The sequence below is a fragment of the Micromonospora sp. NPDC049559 genome (genome assembly GCF_040676675.1).
Classification (GTDB): domain Bacteria; phylum Actinomycetota; class Actinomycetes; order Mycobacteriales; family Micromonosporaceae; genus JBFAPK01.
The window spans coordinates 1-17,241 of sequence record NZ_JBFAPK010000048.1; the positions used below are offsets into that span (position 1 = coordinate 1).

Here is a 17,241-nt window from a genome sequence, read left to right on the forward strand (position 1 = left end):
CGTGGCCGTCGCTGCGGCGGGTACGTTGCTCGCGCTGCGGCGCGGCGTATCCGAAAGGCAGACCGCCCCCGCCAGGGCTTCGCTCGCCCCACGTATGCCGCCGGGCCGTCGGCCGCCAGGGGTGCGTGTTGGCGGGCGGGTGCCCGGTCAGCGTTTGACGGCGACGCCGACGTGGGACGGGACGGCCTCGGCAGCCGAGCGCATCATCGGGTTCGGGGCGGCGTCCGGTTCGGGGCGCCAGTCCATCGCCTCGACCACGCCCGGCTCGATCAGTTCGAGCCCGGCGAAGAAGGCGGTCACCTCGTCCCGGGTACGCATCGCCACCGGGTTGGCCCGGGCGTAGTGGTCGGAGACCGCCAACTCCTCGGGGCTGGCCGGGCGCACGAGGGCGCCGGCGTGGGAGAGCACCAGGTAGCTGCCGGGTACCACGGCGCGCATGAAGCCGGCCGTGATCGCGGCGGGTTCGGCGTCGTCCAGGACGAAGTGCAGGACCGCCACCATCAGCACGCCGACCGGCCGGGAGAAATCGAGCGCGGCCCGGACCGCGGGGTCGTCGACCACCGCCTGCGGAGACCGGATGTCGGCCTGTACGACCGTGACGAGCGGGTTGCCGGCGACGATCTCCCGGCTGTGGGAGACCGCCACGGGGTCGTGGTCGACGTAGACCACCCGCGCGTCGGGGGCGGTGCGCTGGGCGGTCTCGTGCACGTTGCCGACGGTCGGGATGCCCGATCCCAGGTCGATGAACTGGCGGATCCCGGCGGCGGCGAGGTGGTCCACGGCCCGGCGCAGGAAGGCGCGGTTGGCGTGGGCGGCGAGCCGTACCTGCGGCACCACCGCGAGGACGTGCTCGGCCATGTTGCGGTCGACGGCGAAGTTGTGCGAACCGCCGAGCATGTAGTCGTAGATTCGGGCGGGACTCGGCCGGTACAGGTCAACCTCGGGTGGGGCCCACGAAGGCCGTTCCATATCGACGTACCTCTTCTTCCGTTGTCCGGATCCGCTGTCCTGGGAAGGGGTCGGGTGCCGCCGGCGGCGCGGGGTGGCCGCGCGCCGATGTGATGGCGACCACCCTACGGGTTGCCGGGCACGGCGGTATCGCCGGAGCCGGTCGCGCTGCCGGGTTCCGACGGCCGCGGCCGGTACGCCGCGCCCGCGCGGCCGTGCCTGTGTCACCGGGGTGTCGGTGGCTGCGGCTAGAGTCGGGGGCTGTGACTGCTACTACTCCGCGCCTGCTGCTCGTCGACGGCCACTCGCTGGCCTACCGGGCGTTCTTCGCCCTGCCGGTGGAGAACTTCTCCACCAGTACCGGGCAGCCCACCAACGCGGTGTACGGCTTCACCTCGATGCTGATCAACGTGCTCCGCGACGAGCAGCCCACCCACATCGTGGTCGCCTTCGACGTCTCCCGCCGTTCCTTCCGCACCGAGCGCTACGCGGAGTACAAGGCCGGCCGCTCGGAGACCCCGGCGGACTTCGCCGGCCAGGTCAGCCTGGTCAAGGAGGTCCTCGCCGCGCTGCGGATCCCGGTGGTGGAGAAGGAGGGCTACGAGGCCGACGACGTGATCGCCACGCTGGCCTGCCAGGCGCGCGACGAGGGCATGTCGGTGCTGATCACCACCGGTGACCGGGACGCGTTCCAGCTGGTCGGCGACCAGGTCACCGTCCTCTACCCGCGCAAGGGCGTCTCGGACCTGGCCCGGATCGACCCGGCGGCCGTGCTGGAGCGCTACGGCGTCGGCCCCGAGCAGTACCGCGACCTGGCGGCCCTGGTCGGTGAGGCGAGCGACAACCTGCCGGGCGTACCGGGCGTCGGCCCGAAGACCGCCGCAAAGTGGATCAACCAGTACGGCGGGCTGGACGGGGTCGTCGCGCACGCCGACCAGATCAAGGGCAAGGCGGGCGACAGCCTGCGCGAGCGGCTCGCGGACGTGCTGCGCAACTACGAGATCAACTGCCTGGTCTCCGACCTCGAACTGCCGGTGCGCCCCGAGGACTCCCGCTGGGCCGGCTGGGACCGCGAGGCGGTGCACCAGGTCTTCGACACGCTCCAGTTCCGCATCCTGCGGGACCGGCTCTACCAGTACCTCAGCGCGGTCGAGCCCGAGGCCGAGGCGGGCTTCGAGCTGGCCGGCGAGGTGCTGGGCCCGGGTGCGGTGGCGGGGTGGCTGGCCGCCCACGCCCCGGCCGGTACGCCGATCGGCGTCGCCGTCGCCGGCACCTTCGGTCGCGGCACGGGATCGCTGACCGGGGTGGCGCTGGCCACGGCGGCCGGCGCGGGCGGCTGGTTCGACCCGGCCCGGCTCGACCCGGACGACGAGGCGGCGGTGGCCGGGTGGCTGGCCGACCCGCAGCGGCCCAAGGTGCTGCACGACAGCAAGCCGGCGCTGCTGGCGCTCGCGGCGCACGGCTGGCAGCTGGCCGGGGTCGCCAGCGACACCGCGCTCGCGGCCTACCTGGCCCGGCCCGACCAGCGCTCCTACGACCTGACCGACCTGGCCCTGCGCTACCTGCATCGGGAGCTGCGGGTCGACGCGCCCGACAACGGGCAGCTCACCCTGGACGGGTTCGGCAACGACAGCGAGGTCGAGGAGAACCTCATGCTGCGGGCCCGCGCCACGCTCGACCTGGCCGACGCGATCGACGCCGAACTGGCCCGCGACGGCGAGCTCTCCACCCGGCTGCTCACCGGGGTCGAGCTGCCGCTGGTGCAGGTGCTCGCCCGGATGGAGCGGACCGGCATCGCCGCCGACACCGACTACCTGTCGGAGCTGGAGGCGCACTTCGCCGCCGAGGTGAAGGCGGCGGCCCAGGCGGCGTACGAGGTGATCGGGCGGGAGTTCAACCTCGGCTCGCCCAAGCAGCTACAGGAGATCCTCTTCGTCGAGCTGGGCCTGCCGAAGACCAAGCGGATCAAGACCGGCTACACGACCGACGCGGACGCGCTGCAGTGGCTCTACGGGCAGAACCCGCACCCGCTGTTGGAGCACCTGTTGCGGCACCGGGACGTGGCGCGGCTCAAGTCGACGGTCGACGGGCTGCTCAAGTCGGTCTCCGACGACGGCCGGATCCACACCACGTTCAACCAGACGGTCGCCGCCACCGGACGGCTCTCGTCGACCGACCCGAACCTGCAGAACATCCCGATCCGCACCGAGGAGGGGCGCCGGATCCGCCGGGCCTTCGTGGTCGGTCAGGAGTACGAGTCCCTCCTGACGGCCGACTACAGCCAGATCGAGATGCGGATCATGGCAGACCTCTCCGGCGACGCGGCGCTGATCGAGGCGTTCAACTCGGGCGCCGACTTCCACGCGGCGACCGCGTCCTCCGTCTTCGGGGTGCCGCTGGCCGAGGTGACCGGCGAGCAGCGGCGGCGGATCAAGGCGATGAACTACGGCCTGGCGTACGGGCTCAGCGCCTTCGGCCTCTCCCAGCAGCTCGGCATCACCGCCGAGGAGGCGCGCGGCCTGATGGAGGAGTACTTCAGCCGCTTCGGCGGGGTGCGGGACTACCTCCAGTCGGTGGTGAAGCGCGCCGTGCAGGACGGTTACACCTCGACCATCCTCGGCCGGCGGCGGTACCTGCCGGACCTGGTCAGCGACAACCGCCAGCGGCGGGAGATGGCCGAGCGGATGGCGCTGAACGCACCGATCCAGGGCTCGGCCGCCGACATCATCAAGGTGGCGATGCTGCACGTCGACGCGGCCGTACGGGCCGCCGGGCTGCGGTCGCGGATGCTGCTGCAGGTACACGACGAACTGGTCTTCGAGGTCGCTCCGGGCGAGCGCGAGACGCTGGAGCGGTTGGTCCGCGCCGAGATGGGCGGGGCGCACCCGCTCTCGGTGCCGCTTGAGGTCTCGGTGGGCGTCGGCCGCGACTGGCACAGCGCGGACCACTGACGGCCGGCCACCGACGCGGCGGACCGCTGGCGGCGGGCCACACCGACTGCGGGCCACCGGCGCCGCTAGCGGCCCGGGCCGCCGCGTGACCTCGGCGGTGCGCCGTGCCGGGCGAGCGCCTGCGCCGAGCGACCGCCGGGCGCCGGCAGCGGGGCCTTCAGCGGGTCGTGGCCCCAGTTCATCAGCGAGTACCGCCACTTGGTCTCGCGCACGTCGCCGCTCGGGCGCTGGGCCATGTGCCGCCGGACGTAGCCGACCACCTTGCGCATGTGCCTGAGGTCGTCCTCGGAGAGCTGGTCGCGCCTGCGCCGCAGCAGTCCGAGAATCCTGCGCCCGGAGTCGTGGCCGACGGACTCGCCGCCGCCCTTGTGCCAGCCGACCGCCTTGGACTCGTCGGTCTCCAGCCACCGTTCCAGCTCACCCGGCTTCATGTTGACCGCCTCGGTGAACTCCCGGTACGTGTCCGGGTCCGGCCCCCTACCGCTCATCGAAGAGAGCCTCCGGCCGGTGTACGGCGTCCTTGCCGTCGTCGGTACGGACCCGGTACTGCGGGTCCTCCTTCGACGCGGCGACGGTGCGCTTCGCCGCCTTCGTCCGCCGGGTGATCTCCTCCTGGACGGTGCCGTGCGCGCTCGACCCGTGGCTGCGCCAGCTCACCCGGTCGCCCTTGTGCAGCTTCCTCTTCTCCGGCATGCAGCGGGTTACCCCGGTGGCGGCGGGAACGAACCCCCGCGGTGCCGCCCGGGTACCGGACATCCGGCGCCTACGGGGTGATGTCGGCGATCGAGAGCTTGATCGGGAAGGGGACCTCGATCTCCAGCAGCTCGGCGCTGTCGGTGATCAACTCGTACTCGCGGTTGCCGCTGGGGCCCGGCCGGTCGGCCAGCCGGTACGCGTAGACGTGCACCGGATCCTGCTCCACCCGCCAGTAGTACGGGATTCCCGCGGTCGCGTACTCGACGGGCTTCACGAGACGGTCGGTGCGCCGGGTGCCGGGGGAGACCACCTCGACGGCGAGCAGCACCTGGTCGGGCGTGAAGAAGTGCCGCTTGCCACCGCCCCCGGCGTACCGCAGCAGCACGTCCGGCTCGCGGCTGTCCCGCGGGGTGATGGCGACGCCCACCGCGAGGGCCGCCTGATACTGCTGCGGCGCGTGCGCGCGCAGCCAGGTCCAGACGAGGGCCGTGATGCTCTGGTGGTCTTCGGTGGGGCTGGGAACCACCGCCATCTTTCCGTCGACTAGTTCGACGCGGGGGGCGTCGGGCGGCAGGTTGAGCAGGTCTTCCAGGGTGTAGTCGGCACGGCGCTGCCGGATCGGGTCCGGCTGCCAGGGCACGGGGGACTCCGGGATCGGCTCGGCACTCACCAGCCCAGCCTACGGCCCGACCGCGGGTTCGCGGTGGCGGCGCGGGCGGGCTCAGCCGGCCGGTTTGTCGCAGACGAATATGGCGGTACCGGGGAAGAGCCGGCCGCGCAGCGGGCTCCACTGCCCCCAGACCTGCTCGTGCCCGTCGGGCCACTCCGGTTCGACCAGGTTCCGCAGGGCGAAGCCCGCCCCCACGAGCTCCCGGATCCGGTCGCCGAGGGTGCGGTGCTGTTCGACGTAGGTCGGCACCCCGTCGGGGTCCTGCTCGACGTAGGGGCGCCGGTCGAAGTAGGAGTGGATCACTCGGAGCCCGCCCTCGCCGGGGTCGTCCGGGAAGATCCAGCGCATCGGGTGGGTCACCGAGAAGACCCAGCGGCCGCCGGGGCGCAGCACCCGGAAGACCTCGGCCATCACCGCCGCCGAGTCGGCCACGAACGGGATCGCGCCGAAGGCGGTACAGGCGATGTCGAAGGCGGCGTCGGGGAAGGGCAGCGCCAGGGCGTCGCCCTGGACGAGCGGTACCCGTACGCCGGAGCGCGCGGTGGCCTCGCGCGCGTGCCGCAACATGCCGGCGGAGAGGTCGAGGCCGACGGCGTGGGCGCCCTCGGTGGCGAGCCAGCGCGCGGCCGAGGCGGCGCCGCAGCCGACCTCCAGTACGCGCCGCCCGCGCACCTCGCCGAGCAGCCGCGCGTCGGCCTCCCGGAGGCGCTCCGGGCACCAGACGAAGTCGACGTCGCCCAGGAACTCGCCGTGCTCGGCCTGGTAGTCGTCGGCGTCCCGGTCCCACCAGCCGCGGCTCGCCCGCCGGGTCTCCGCCTCAGCGACCGCGCGCCGGGTCACCCGCTGCTCGTCATCGTCCACCCGGTCACGCTACGGCCCGTCCCGGCACCGCCCGCGACCGGTCGGTACGGCCCGCCCGCGACCGGTCGGTACGGCCCGTCCGCCGGCCCCGGGACGGATGTGACGGAGTAGACAGGAACCGGCGTTCGCGATGTAATTCGCCGGTACCGGCAAACTGTGTTGGGTTCGGGTGCCGGGAGGGCTTGCATGCTGTGGTAATGCGCACGGTAAGCTGTTCGATGCGCTCGCGGATCGTGAACCTCGGCAGGGAGCAGGTCCGCGGTCGGCGACACGCCAGAGGCCCATTGGTGATCGACAAGATCTCGTGATGGGGCGCTGGACGTGCCCGCCGACGGATCCGCTGGCGCCAACGGGTCACCGCGACACAAACCTGCAGTGACATCCATCCGACCGGAGCAACCGCCCACATGACGAGCAGCATCGAGGCCCCCTCGAGCGCCAACCGGGTCACCGTCGACGACCTCGGCTCCGAGGAAGCTTTCCTCGCCGCGATCGACGAGACCATCAAGTACTTCAACGACGGCGACATTGTCGAAGGCACCGTCGTCAAGGTCGATCGGGACGAGGTCCTGCTCGACATCGGCTACAAGACCGAGGGCGTCATCCCCTCGCGCGAGTTGTCGATCAAGCACGACGTGGACCCCGCCGAAGTGGTGTCGGTTGGTGACCACATCGAGGCCCTCGTCCTTCAGAAGGAGGACAAGGAGGGGCGTCTGATCCTCTCGAAGAAGCGGGCGCAGTACGAGCGCGCCTGGGGCACGATCGAGAAGATCAAGGACGAGGACGGCGTCGTGCGCGGCTCCGTCATCGAGGTGGTCAAGGGCGGTCTCATCCTCGACATCGGGCTGCGCGGCTTCCTGCCGGCCTCGCTGGTCGAGATGCGCCGCGTGCGCGACCTGCAGCCGTACGTCGGCCGGGAGCTCGAGGCCAAGATCATCGAGCTGGACAAGAACCGCAACAACGTGGTCCTGTCCCGCCGGGCCTGGCTGGAGCAGACGCAGTCCGAGGTGCGCACCGAGTTCCTCAACAAGCTGCAGAAGGGCCAGGTCCGCAAGGGCGTCGTCTCCTCGATCGTCAACTTCGGCGCCTTCGTCGACCTGGGCGGCGTGGACGGTCTGGTGCACGTCTCCGAGCTCTCCTGGAAGCACATCGACCACCCGTCCGAGGTCGTCGAGGTGGGCCAGGAGGTGGAGGTCGAGGTCCTCGACGTCGACCTCGACCGCGAGCGGGTCTCCCTGTCGCTGAAGGCGACGCAGGAGGACCCGTGGCGCCAGTTCGCCCGTACCCACGCGATCCAGCAGATCGTGCCGGGTAAGGTCACCAAGCTGGTGCCGTTCGGTGCGTTCGTCCGGGTGGACGACGGCATCGAGGGCCTGGTGCACATCTCCGAGCTGGCCGAGCGCCACGTGGAGATCCCCGAGCAGGTCGTGCAGGTCGGCTCCGACGTCATGGTCAAGGTCATCGACATCGACCTCGAGCGGCGGCGGATCTCGCTCTCGCTCAAGCAGGCCAACGAGGGCTTCGTCGAGGGCGAGGAGCACTTCGACCCGACCCTCTACGGCATGGCGGCGACCTACGACGCCGAGGGCAACTACATCTACCCCGAGGGCTTCGACCCGGAGACCGGGGAGTGGCTCGAGGGCTTCGAGAAGCAGCGCGAGGCCTGGGAGCAGCAGTACGCCGAGGCCCGGCAGCGCTGGGAGGCGCACACCAAGCAGGTGCAGAACTCCCGCGCCGCGGACGCCGAGGCGGCGGCCAACCCGCCCGCGGCCGGCGGTGCCGGTGGCGGGGCCACCTCCTCGTCCACGCCGGCCCCGAGCCGGCAGGCCGAGGAGCCGGCCGGCACCCTCGCCACCGACGAGGCGCTCGCCGCGCTGCGGGAGAAGCTCGCCGGGGGCAAGTAACACCCGAGCGGCCTAACGGCCGCGCGGCACGTGACAGCGAGCACGTGAACAGCAGCACAGGGCAGAGGCCCCGCTCGCGTACCGGGAACGATCCGGTGCGCGGCGGGGCCTCCGTCGTCTCGGTGCCCGCCCTCTCGGCCGCCGTGGTCTCCGTCGTCTCCGGCGGTGGCGCGCGAGGTGGGGCCGCGGGGACGCTCTTCCGCCCGGGCGGGGACGCGCGAGCCGGTGCAGCGGCGACACGCCGCGTCCCGGCACCTGCCACGGATCTTGGCGTGGCCGGCGCCGGTCGGGTTGACTGGGCGGGTGCTGATGGTGGGACTCACCGGTGGGATCGGATCGGGCAAGAGCGTGGTGGCCGGCCGCCTCGCCGCGCACGGCGCGGTGGTGGTCGACTCGGACCGGATCGCCCGGGAGGTGGTCGCGCCCGGTACCGACGGGCTGCGGGAGGTGGCGGCGACCTTCGGCGAGCGGGTGCTCCGGGCCGACGGCTCGCTGGACCGGGAGGCGCTCGGCGAGGTGGTCTTCGGCGACGCCGAGGCGCGCGCCCGGCTGGAGGGGATCATCCATCCCCGGGTACGCGCCCGCAGCGCCCAACTGACCGCCGAGGCGGCACCCGAGACCGTGGTGGTCAACGACGTGCCGCTGCTGGTCGAGGTGGGGCTCGCACCGACGTACCACCTCGTGGTGGTGGTCGCCGCGGACGAGGAACTGCGGGTGCGGCGGCTGGTCCGCGACCGGGGCATGACGCCCGAACAGGCGCGGCGGCGGATCGAGGCGCAGACCGGGGACGAGCAGCGCCGCGCGGCGGCCGACGTACTGCTGGTCAACGACGGTTCCCTGGACGAACTGCACGCGCGCGTCGACGCACTCTGGCGTGACCGACTGCTCCCGTACGAGCGCAATCTGCGCCAGCGCCGGGCGGCCCCGCCGCCGGAGCCGGGTACCGGGGCGCCGGGCGGCCCGGCCGGGGTCGCCGGCACGACGGCGGACGATCCGGCGGCGCGCTTCGCCCGGGTGGCCGCGCGGCTGCGTCACGCGCTGCGTCCGGCCGAGCCGTCCATCGCGCCGCTGGACGGCGCCGGAACGACCACCGCCCCGGCGGGCGGCGCTCCGGGGGACAGCGCCCCGGCGGGCGGTGCCGGGACGGGCGGCGCTCTCGCGGCCGAGGGCCGGACGCCCGGCGGCCCGGTGGCCGGTGGTGCGGGGGCCGGTGGTGCGGGGGCCGGTGGTGCGGTGGCCGGCGGTGCGGCGGCGACTCTCGGGGTCCGGCTCACCGTCGCCGCACAGGACGATCTCGACGCGCTCGCCGAACGGCTGGCCGCCGCCGGCTTCCCTCCGGCCTCCGCCGAGGGTTCTTCCTCGACGCGCGGCGGGCCGGGCGAGCCGGTGGGCGGGCACCGGCGGCACGCCAGCGCCGATCCCGGCAACCCGGTCGAGCTGCTGGTGGCGCGCCGGGTCAGCTGACCGACACCGGTGGCAGGTACGGCACCGGACCCGGGGCCAGGTCCAGCTGGGCGAAGGCGCCGGTACGGGTACGCAGCTCCAGCCGGCGCAGCAGGCCCGAGCCGTCCAGCCAGTACCGCACCCGCGCCTGCCCCCGGGGCGTACCCGCCTCGGCGGGCTTGGCGACCTCGAAGACCGTGACGGCCCGCCCGTCGAGCGTGTCCTGGCGCAGCCAGCCGGCCCGCTCGCGCAGCCGCTCGGACGTCTCGCCGGCCGGTACGCCCGCAGCCAGCACCTCGCTGAGGAGCAGGTCCAGGTCCGGGGCCCCGAGCGCGTCGGCGCGCTGCCGCCAGGGGCCGTACGCCCAGCCGTCGTCCGGCGGGGGCAGCGGCGGCGGTCCGGCGGCGAGGCCGGCGCCGCTCGGGCCGCGCGCGGCGACGCCGTCGCGGTCGGCGTGCAGCAGCGTACCGACGCCCGGCTCCGCCAGGTCACGGACGCCCAGGTAGGCGACGCCCCGGCGCCAGTCGACCCAGCCCTCGGCCCGCAGGTTGGCCACCGGCGTACCCGCCTCGGGCGCCGTTCCGGGCGTCGTCCCGGGGCGGACGGTCGGTACGGCCAGGGCGATCTCGGCGCCCCTCCGGGCCCGGTTGCGCCCGCCCATCGCGGCGATCCGCTCCGCCTCGGCGTCGGTGACGGCCCGGGGGCGTACCGGGCGCCCGCCGAGCGCGTCGACGGCGGTCAGCTCCCGACGGTCCGTACGGTCGAGGTCGAGCCGGAGTGGCATGTCACCGTGCAGCACCGCCTCGAGCCGGTGCAGCCGGCCGGCCGGGTCCACCCAGTAGCGGACGAGCCCGCCGCCGGTACCGCCGGCTCGGGCGCCGGCACGCGTGGGCGTACCCCCGGCGCGGGCGCTGGCGGGCGTGGCGGCCGGGATGCCGGTCGGGCCGGTACCGGCCGCCGTCGCGGCGGGGCGCAGCGGTCCGAGCAGCACGTCGACCGTGGCATCGGCCACCCGCCCCTGGCCCAGCCAGCGCGCCGGCCCGGTGGTCGGCTCGGGCGGATCCGGTCGCTCCGCGCTGAGGGCGAAGAGCAGGCCGAGGAAGGCGTCGAGCGGGTCGGGGTCGGCGCCGCCGGGCGCCAGGCGGCGGATCCGCCAGTCCCGCGCCGGTGGCGTGGCCGGCGGACGATCGAAGCCCACGGCCTCCGGTGTGCCTGGCGGCGGCGTCCCGGCTGCCGGTGCGCCTGCTGCCGGGACGCCTGCTGGCGGTGTGCCGGACGGCGGCGTACCGGGCGGCGCGGGCTCGGCCGTCGCGCGGGTGGCCAGCACCCCCGGCGTGGCCTGGAGCAGGCCGCGGGCGCCGGAACCGGCGTCGCGGTACGCCAGATAGGTCAGACCGCGGCCCCAGTCCACCCACCCGGCGAGCCGGATCGGGGCGTCGACCGAGCCCAGGGTGGCGCGCAGTCCGGCGCGGGCGTCGCGGTGGTTGGTCAGCCGCATCACGGCCAGCCGGTTGACCTGCTCGGGGGAGAGGGCGTGACCGGACCCGTCCGGTTCGCCGGTCTGCCAGGCGGTCAGGCCGGCGGTGAGACCGCCGGCGGAGCCGAGTGCGACGCAGCCGAGTGCGACCAGCGCGACCAACCGGTGGCGGTTCGGGACGGCCGGGGAGGTCCTCACGGGTAGATGAACGCCGGAGCGGGCCGGTCGGTGACGTGCGCCGGACCCGGACCGGGCGTCGCCGGGACGGTTGGAGCCGGCCGGGGCGCCTCGCCGGCGCGTCGGGGCGGGAGAGGCGGCTGGGACGTATCGGGGCGGCGTGTCGCGGCGTAACGGGCACCCGATCTGCAACAAACCACCCCAAACGAGCGCGCGACGAGCGAACGAGTCGAACCTGCGCCCAGCCGCCGACATTCACCTGAACGCCAGAGGTGCTACCGGACACTGGTAACGCCTCTGGCGTTCAGGTGACGACGACTCGTACCACCGACGGGAGGCCACCCCGGCAGCGGCCAGACGGACCGGGACGCCACGACCCCAGGCGGGGCCCGCCGTGCTCCGCGACGACAGCCGTGCTCCGCGACGACAGCCGTGCTCCGCGACGACATGAGCCTGGCAGTGCGGATTCACCGGGCACGGCGGCTGGGGCGCGGGTCGGCCCGGGTGAGGGGCGCTCGCGGCGGCCGGTCAGCGTCTGGCGCGACCGCATCGGGTGCGCTCGCCGGCTCGGAGCCGGGGCTGCGACCCTGCGCCGGGAGCGACCAGCCGGTGTGGAGGCCCGGCCGCGAACCCGGTCGGCCGCCGCGAGCGGCCTACCCTAGAACGGTATCGCGGTGATCTTTCCCACACAATGACTATATCGAAGCCGATCGTGTACCCACAGTTGTCGAACGTGGGTGTCGGACCCTCGGCGTACCGTTGATTGCATGGCGCTCGACATCCCACGGCTCGACGGCAAGTTCCAGGTCGTCAGCGAGTTTCAGCCCGCCGGCGACCAGCCGGCCGCGATTGCTGATCTTGAGCGCCGGGTCCGCCGGGGCGATCGCCACTCGGTGCTGCTCGGCGCGACCGGCACCGGCAAGAGCGCGACCACCGCCTGGCTGGTGGAGCGGCTGCAACGACCGACGCTGGTGCTGGCCCCCAACAAGACGCTCTGCGCCCAGCTGGCGAAGGAGTTCAGCGAGCTGCTGCCGCACAACGCGGTGGAGTACTTCGTCTCGTACTACGACTACTACCAGCCCGAGGCGTACATCCCGCAGACCGACACGTACATCGAGAAGGACTCCTCGATCAACGAGGAGGTCGAGCGGCTGCGGCACTCGGCGACGATGTCGCTGCTCACCCGGCGCGACGTGATCGTGGTGGCCACGGTCTCCGCGATCTACGGGCTCGGTACCCCGGAGGAGTACCTGGACCGCGCGGTGCGGGTCAAGGTCGGCCAGGAGGTCGAGCGGGACCAGCTGCTGCGCCGTCTGGTCGACATCCAGTACACCCGCAACGACATGGCCTTCAACCGCGGCACCTTCCGGGTCCGGGGCGACACGCTGGAGATCATCCCGGCCTACGAGGAGCTCGCGCTGCGGATCGAGTTCTTCGGCGACGAGGTCGAGAAGCTCTACTACCTGCACCCGCTCACCGGCGAGGTGGTCCGCGAGGTGGAGCACCTGATGATCTTTCCGGCGACCCACTACGCGGCCGGACCGGAGCGGATGGAGCGGGCGATCCGCGACATCGAGGCGGAGCTGGCCGAGCGGTTGGCCGAGCTGGAGCGGCAGGGAAAGCTGCTGGAGGCGCAGCGGCTGCGGATGCGCACCACCTACGACATCGAGATGATGCGGCAGGTCGGGTTCTGCTCCGGCATCGAGAACTACTCGATGCACATCGACGGCCGCTCCTACGGCAGCCCGCCGCACTGCCTGCTCGACTACTTCCCCGACGACTTCCTGACCGTGGTCGACGAGTCGCACGTCACGATCCCGCAGATCGGCGGCATGTACGAGGGCGATGCCTCCCGCAAGCGGATGCTGATCGAGCACGGCTTCCGGCTGCCGAGCGCCGCCGACAACCGGCCGCTGCGCTTCGACGAGTTCCTGGAGCGGGTGGGGCAGATGGTCTTCCTCTCCGCCACCCCGGGCCCGTGGGAGCTGGAGCAGGCCGGCGGCGAGTTCGTCGAGCAGGTCATCCGCCCGACCGGGCTGGTCGACCCGGAGGTGGTGGTCAAGCCCACCAAGGGGCAGATCGACGACCTGATGCACGAGATCAAGCTCCGTACCGAGCGGGACGAGCGGGTACTGGTCACCACGCTGACCAAGAAGATGGCCGAGGACCTCTCCGACTACCTGCTGGAGCACGGCATCCGGGTGCGCTACCTGCACTCGGAGGTGGACACGCTGCGCCGGGTCGAGCTGCTGCGGGAGCTGCGCAAGGGCGACTACGACGTACTGGTCGGGATCAACCTGCTCCGCGAGGGGCTCGACCTGCCGGAGGTGTCGCTGGTCGCCATCCTCGACGCCGACAAGGAGGGCTTCCTGCGCAGCGGCCGATCGCTGATCCAGACCATCGGACGCGCCGCCCGCAACGTCTCGGGCGAGGTGCACATGTACGCCGACAAGATGACCCCGTCGATGGCCGAGGCGATCGACGAGACCAACCGCCGGCGGGCCAAGCAGGTGGCGCACAACGAGGCCAACGGCATCAGCCCCGCCCCGCTGCGCAAAAAGATCCACGACATCCTGGACGACATCTACCGCGAGGCCGAGGACACCGAGACCACCCGGGTGGGCGGCGCGGTGCGGCAGATGTCCCGGGGCAAGGCCCCCGTGCCGGAGACCCGCAGCCGAGGCCGGGCGGCGGCCGGACCGGCCCGCGAGGGCATGGCCCGCGCCGAGCTGGCACAGCTCATCCAGGAGCTCAACGACCAGATGCTCGCGGCCGCGCGCGAGCTGCAGTTCGAGCTGGCGGCCCGGATCCGCGACGAGGTGGCCGAGCTGAAGAAGGAACTGCGCGGGATGGACGCGGCCGGCGTCAAGTAGTCGAGTCGGCGACCCGGCCCGGCGGCGTGGCGTCGTCGGGCCGCGGTGCTGGTTCGGCGTCGTCGGGCTGCCGCGCCGGGCCGGTGCCGTCGGGCTGCCGCGCCGGCTCGGTGCCGTCGGGCTCCGGCGTCGACTCGGTGCCGTCCGCGTCCAGTGCCGCGAGCTGGGCCCGGACGGCGTCGGCCTGCGGGTCCCCGAGTTCGGAGAAGATCGCGAGCGCCTCGCGCCAGCTCTCCCGTACGCCGCCGTGGTCGCCGGCCTCCCGGCGGACCTGACCGAGCAGGTTCAGCGCCTCGGCGCTACCCCAGCGGTCGCCGGCGGTGCGCAGTGTCTCGACCGCCCGCTCCAGGTGCTCCCGGCTGGCGGCGTGGTCCCCCAGGTGGCGGAAGGTCTCGCCGAGCGAGGTGTGCGCCCGTCCCTCGGCGTTGCGGTCACCGATCTCCCGCCCCATCGCCAGCGCCTCCCGTAGGCACCGCAGGGCCTCGGCGTGCCGGCGCAGGTCGTTGTGGACGTTGCCAATGTTCATGAGCACCACGACCTCGCCGCGCCGGTCGCCATTGGCACGGCACATCGCGAGGGCCTGGTGGTAGCCGGAGAGCGCGTCGTCGAAGCGGCCGAGCCGGCGGTACGTCACGCCGAGGTTGATCAGGGCGGCCCGCTCGCCCCGGCGGTCCTCGACCTCCCGGCAGAGCACCAGCGCCCGGCGGTACGCCTCCAGCGCCGCCTGGTGCTGGCTCAGGCCGTCGTGCACGATGCCCAGGTTGTTCAGGAGCTGTCCCTCGCCGGCGCGGTCGCCGAGGGCGCGGGTCGCCGCGAGCCCCACCCGGACCGCGTCCAGCCAGTCGGCCCAGCGCTTGCGCAGGTAGAAGTAGCTCCACAGCAGCCGGGGCAGCTGCCAGGCGTGCCCCAGCAGCTCCTGCTCGGCGGCGCCGCGCACAATCGCGACCAGGTTGGCGCACTCGCGGTCGCACCAGGCGAGCGCCTGCTCGTAGCCGTCGAACGTGCGCGGTACGGCGTCCCGCCCGTCCGGGGCGGGGACCACCTCGGCGTCGTTCGGATAGATGTACGCCACCGCCTGCCGTACCGTGCCGAGGTAGTGGTCGGCGAGCCGGGTGATCGCCGCCCGCCGCCGCTCCGGCGGCTCCTCGGCCTCGGCGCGCTGCTTGGCGTACTCGCGTACCAGGTCGTGGAAGTGGTAGCGGTCCGGACCGTCCTGTTGCAACAGGTGGACGTCGAGCAGGTCCTCCAGCAGGCGTTCGGTCTCCCGGGGCGGCGTCCCGGCGAGCGCGGCGGCGGCGTACGGGTCGACGCCGGGCCCGGGGTGCAGGCCGAGCAGGCGGAACAGCCGCCGGTGCGCCGCGTCGAGCTGCCGGTACGACAGGTCGAAGGCCGCGGCGATGTCGTGCTCCCCGGCCTGCAGCTCCCGCAGCCGGTAGCGGGTGTCGCGCAGCCGTTCCACCAGGTGCGCGACGCTCCAGCCGCGCCGGTGCCGCAACCGGGCGGCGGCCACCCGGATGGCGAGCGGCAAGCGTCCGCAGAGCGCGACCGCCTCGTCGACCGCCGCCGGCTCGGCGCGGCTGCGCTGCTCGCCGACGATCCGGGCGAAGAGCGCGGCGGCCTCGGCCGGGGGCAGTACGTCCAGCGCCAGGGTCTGCGCCGCCTCCAGGTCGACCAGCCGGTTCCGGCTCGTGACCAGTACCAGGCAGCCGGGCGTGCCGGGCAGCAGCGGGCGGACCTGGCCGGCGCTGGCCGCGTTGTCCAGCACCACCAGCGCGCGCCGTCCGGCCAGCTCCGCGCGCCACCGGGCCGCCCGCTGGTCCACCCCGTCGGGGATCTGCTCGGCCGGTACGCCGAGCGAGCGCAGCAGCAGGTCCAGCGCGGCGGCCGGATCGCGGGGCTGCTGGTCGGCGGTGTGCGCGTGCAGGTCGACGAAGAGCTGCGCGTCGGGGTAGTCGCCGGCCAGCCGGTGCGCGGCCCGGACCGCGAGGGCGGTCTTGCCGATCCCGGCCATGCCGTCGATCGCGGAGATCACCACGGCGGCACCGGCCTCGCCCCGGCCGGTGTCCAGCACGGCGAGCAGCCGGTCCAACTCCTCCTGCCGGCCGGTGAAGTCGGGCACGTCGCGGGGCAGCGTGTTCGACGACTCCGCCCCGCCCCGGTCGCCGTTGCCACCGGTCCGCTCGGCGCCGGACCGACCCGCGCCGCCGGACCCGTCGGATCCGCGACCGGCGGCGCCGGGTCCGCCGGACCGACCCGCGCCGCCGGACCCGTCGGACCCGCGACCGGCAGCGCCGGGCCGGTGGCCGGTGCCGCCAGCCCGGTCGGTACCGGCCGCCGCGCCCGCGGGGGGCCCGTCGGCCAGGGGGTGGCCGGGCTCGGCCAGCGCGGGATCGGCCCGCAGGATCCGCTCGTGCAGCGCGGTCAGGGCGGGGCCCGGGTCGACGCCCAGCTCATCGGCCAGCACCTCCCGGGCGCGCGCGAAGACGGCGAGCGCGTCGGCCTGCCGCTGGGCGCGGTACAGCGCCAGCATCAGCTGGCCCTGGAGCCGTTCGCGCAGCGGGTGCCGGGCGGCCAGGGTGGTGAGCTCGGCGACGATCTCGGCGTGCCGGCCGAGGGCGAGGTCGGCGTCGATGCGCTTGCCGAGCACCGTGAGCCGGCTCTCGTACAGTCGGTTGGCCTCGTCCCGCAGTGCCGGGTGCTCCGCGAGGTCGCCGTACGCCGGGCCGCGCCACAGGGCCAGGGCCTCGCCGTAGCGCCGTGCCGCCGTACCGGTGGCGCCCCGCCGGACCGCCTGGTCGCCGGAGTGCACCAGGTCGTCGAAGCGGTGCAGGTCCAGTTCGCCGTGCGGCAGATCGAGCAGGTACCCGGCCGGGAAGCGGCGGATCGTGTCCCGGCCGACCACCTGGCGCAGTTTGTAGACGTAGAGCCGCAGGTTGTCGTACGCGGTGCGGGGCGGGTCGTCGTCCCAGAGCGCCTGCACGAGCCGGTCGGCGGAGACCACCTCGCCCGCGTGACACAGCAGTACGGCGAGCGTCAGGCGCTGCTTGCGGGAACCGAGCCGGGCCGCGTCGGCACCCGGCGCCGCCACCGGCCCGAGGACGCGGAAGACCATCGCGTCCCTTCTCTCGTCGCCGGTCCTGTGTGTCACCGCGCGCCGGCCCACACCGCAGCGACTCGCATCGCACCGACTCGCATCGGTCCACATCGACCGGCCGTCGCACGCTTATACGGAGCCTATACG

At 73.7% G+C, this 17,241-nt stretch carries 11 protein-coding genes; 4 read left to right on the top strand and 7 right to left on the bottom strand.

Annotated features, from left to right (window positions below; genetic code table 11):
* Positions 1-147 precede the first annotated feature (147 nt).
* Positions 148-969 (bottom strand): SAM-dependent methyltransferase, encoded by an 822-nt coding sequence (locus AB0J86_RS34195; protein ID WP_363861838.1) that lies wholly within the window; start codon positions 967-969, stop codon positions 148-150.
* Between the two features lie 242 nt (positions 970-1,211).
* Between AB0J86_RS34195 and polA the strand changes: the two genes are divergently transcribed.
* Complete coding sequence (gene polA, locus AB0J86_RS34200; RefSeq protein WP_363861839.1) at positions 1,212-3,899, top strand: DNA polymerase I; 2,688 nt, start codon at positions 1,212-1,214, stop codon at positions 3,897-3,899.
* 65 nt (positions 3,900-3,964) lie between these two features.
* Here polA and AB0J86_RS34205 read toward each other — a convergent pair whose 3' ends face one another.
* The 4 genes from AB0J86_RS34205 to AB0J86_RS34220 all read right to left on the bottom strand — a co-directional run bounded on the left by AB0J86_RS34205 (position 3,965) and on the right by AB0J86_RS34220 (position 6,126).
* Positions 3,965-4,387 (bottom strand): DUF3140 domain-containing protein, encoded by a 423-nt coding sequence (locus AB0J86_RS34205; RefSeq protein WP_363861840.1) that lies wholly within the window; start codon positions 4,385-4,387, stop codon positions 3,965-3,967.
* Positions 4,377-4,592, bottom strand: a complete 216-nt coding sequence (locus tag AB0J86_RS34210; RefSeq protein ID WP_363861841.1) for a DUF2945 domain-containing protein — start codon at positions 4,590-4,592, stop codon at positions 4,377-4,379. Before AB0J86_RS34210 ends, AB0J86_RS34205 begins: the two co-directional genes overlap by 11 nt.
* A 70-nt stretch (positions 4,593-4,662) precedes the next feature.
* The gene (locus AB0J86_RS34215) at positions 4,663-5,265 is read right to left on the bottom strand and encodes a Uma2 family endonuclease (protein ID WP_363861842.1); all 603 of its coding nucleotides are present in this window, start codon (positions 5,263-5,265) and stop codon (positions 4,663-4,665) included.
* 51 nt (positions 5,266-5,316) lie between these two features.
* A complete protein-coding gene (locus AB0J86_RS34220; RefSeq protein WP_363861843.1) occupies positions 5,317-6,126 on the bottom strand; it encodes a class I SAM-dependent methyltransferase in 810 nt (269 codons plus the stop codon).
* A gap of 407 nt (positions 6,127-6,533) precedes the next feature.
* Here AB0J86_RS34220 and rpsA point away from each other — a divergent pair, with 407 nt between their 5' ends.
* Complete coding sequence (rpsA, locus tag AB0J86_RS34225; RefSeq protein ID WP_363861844.1) at positions 6,534-8,030, top strand: 30S ribosomal protein S1; 1,497 nt, start codon at positions 6,534-6,536, stop codon at positions 8,028-8,030.
* Between the two features lie 303 nt (positions 8,031-8,333).
* Positions 8,334-9,494, top strand: a complete 1,161-nt coding sequence (gene coaE / locus AB0J86_RS34230; protein WP_363861845.1) for a dephospho-CoA kinase — start codon at positions 8,334-8,336, stop codon at positions 9,492-9,494.
* On the opposite strand, the gene AB0J86_RS34235 is transcribed toward coaE, so the two are convergent.
* On the bottom strand, positions 9,487-11,148 hold the full coding sequence (locus AB0J86_RS34235; protein ID WP_363861846.1) for a hypothetical protein: 1,662 nt from the start codon (positions 11,146-11,148) through the stop codon (positions 9,487-9,489). The genes coaE and AB0J86_RS34235 overlap by 8 nt on opposite strands.
* Before the next feature lie 746 nt (positions 11,149-11,894).
* Here AB0J86_RS34235 and uvrB point away from each other — a divergent pair.
* Positions 11,895-14,000 (top strand): excinuclease ABC subunit UvrB, encoded by a 2,106-nt coding sequence (uvrB, locus tag AB0J86_RS34240; RefSeq protein WP_363861847.1) that lies wholly within the window; start codon positions 11,895-11,897, stop codon positions 13,998-14,000.
* On the opposite strand, the gene AB0J86_RS34245 is transcribed toward uvrB, so the two are convergent.
* Positions 13,993-17,112, bottom strand: coding sequence for a BTAD domain-containing putative transcriptional regulator (locus AB0J86_RS34245; protein ID WP_363861848.1), 3,120 nt, complete (start codon positions 17,110-17,112; stop codon positions 13,993-13,995). The genes uvrB and AB0J86_RS34245 overlap by 8 nt on opposite strands.
* Between the last annotated feature and the right edge of the window lie 129 nt (positions 17,113-17,241).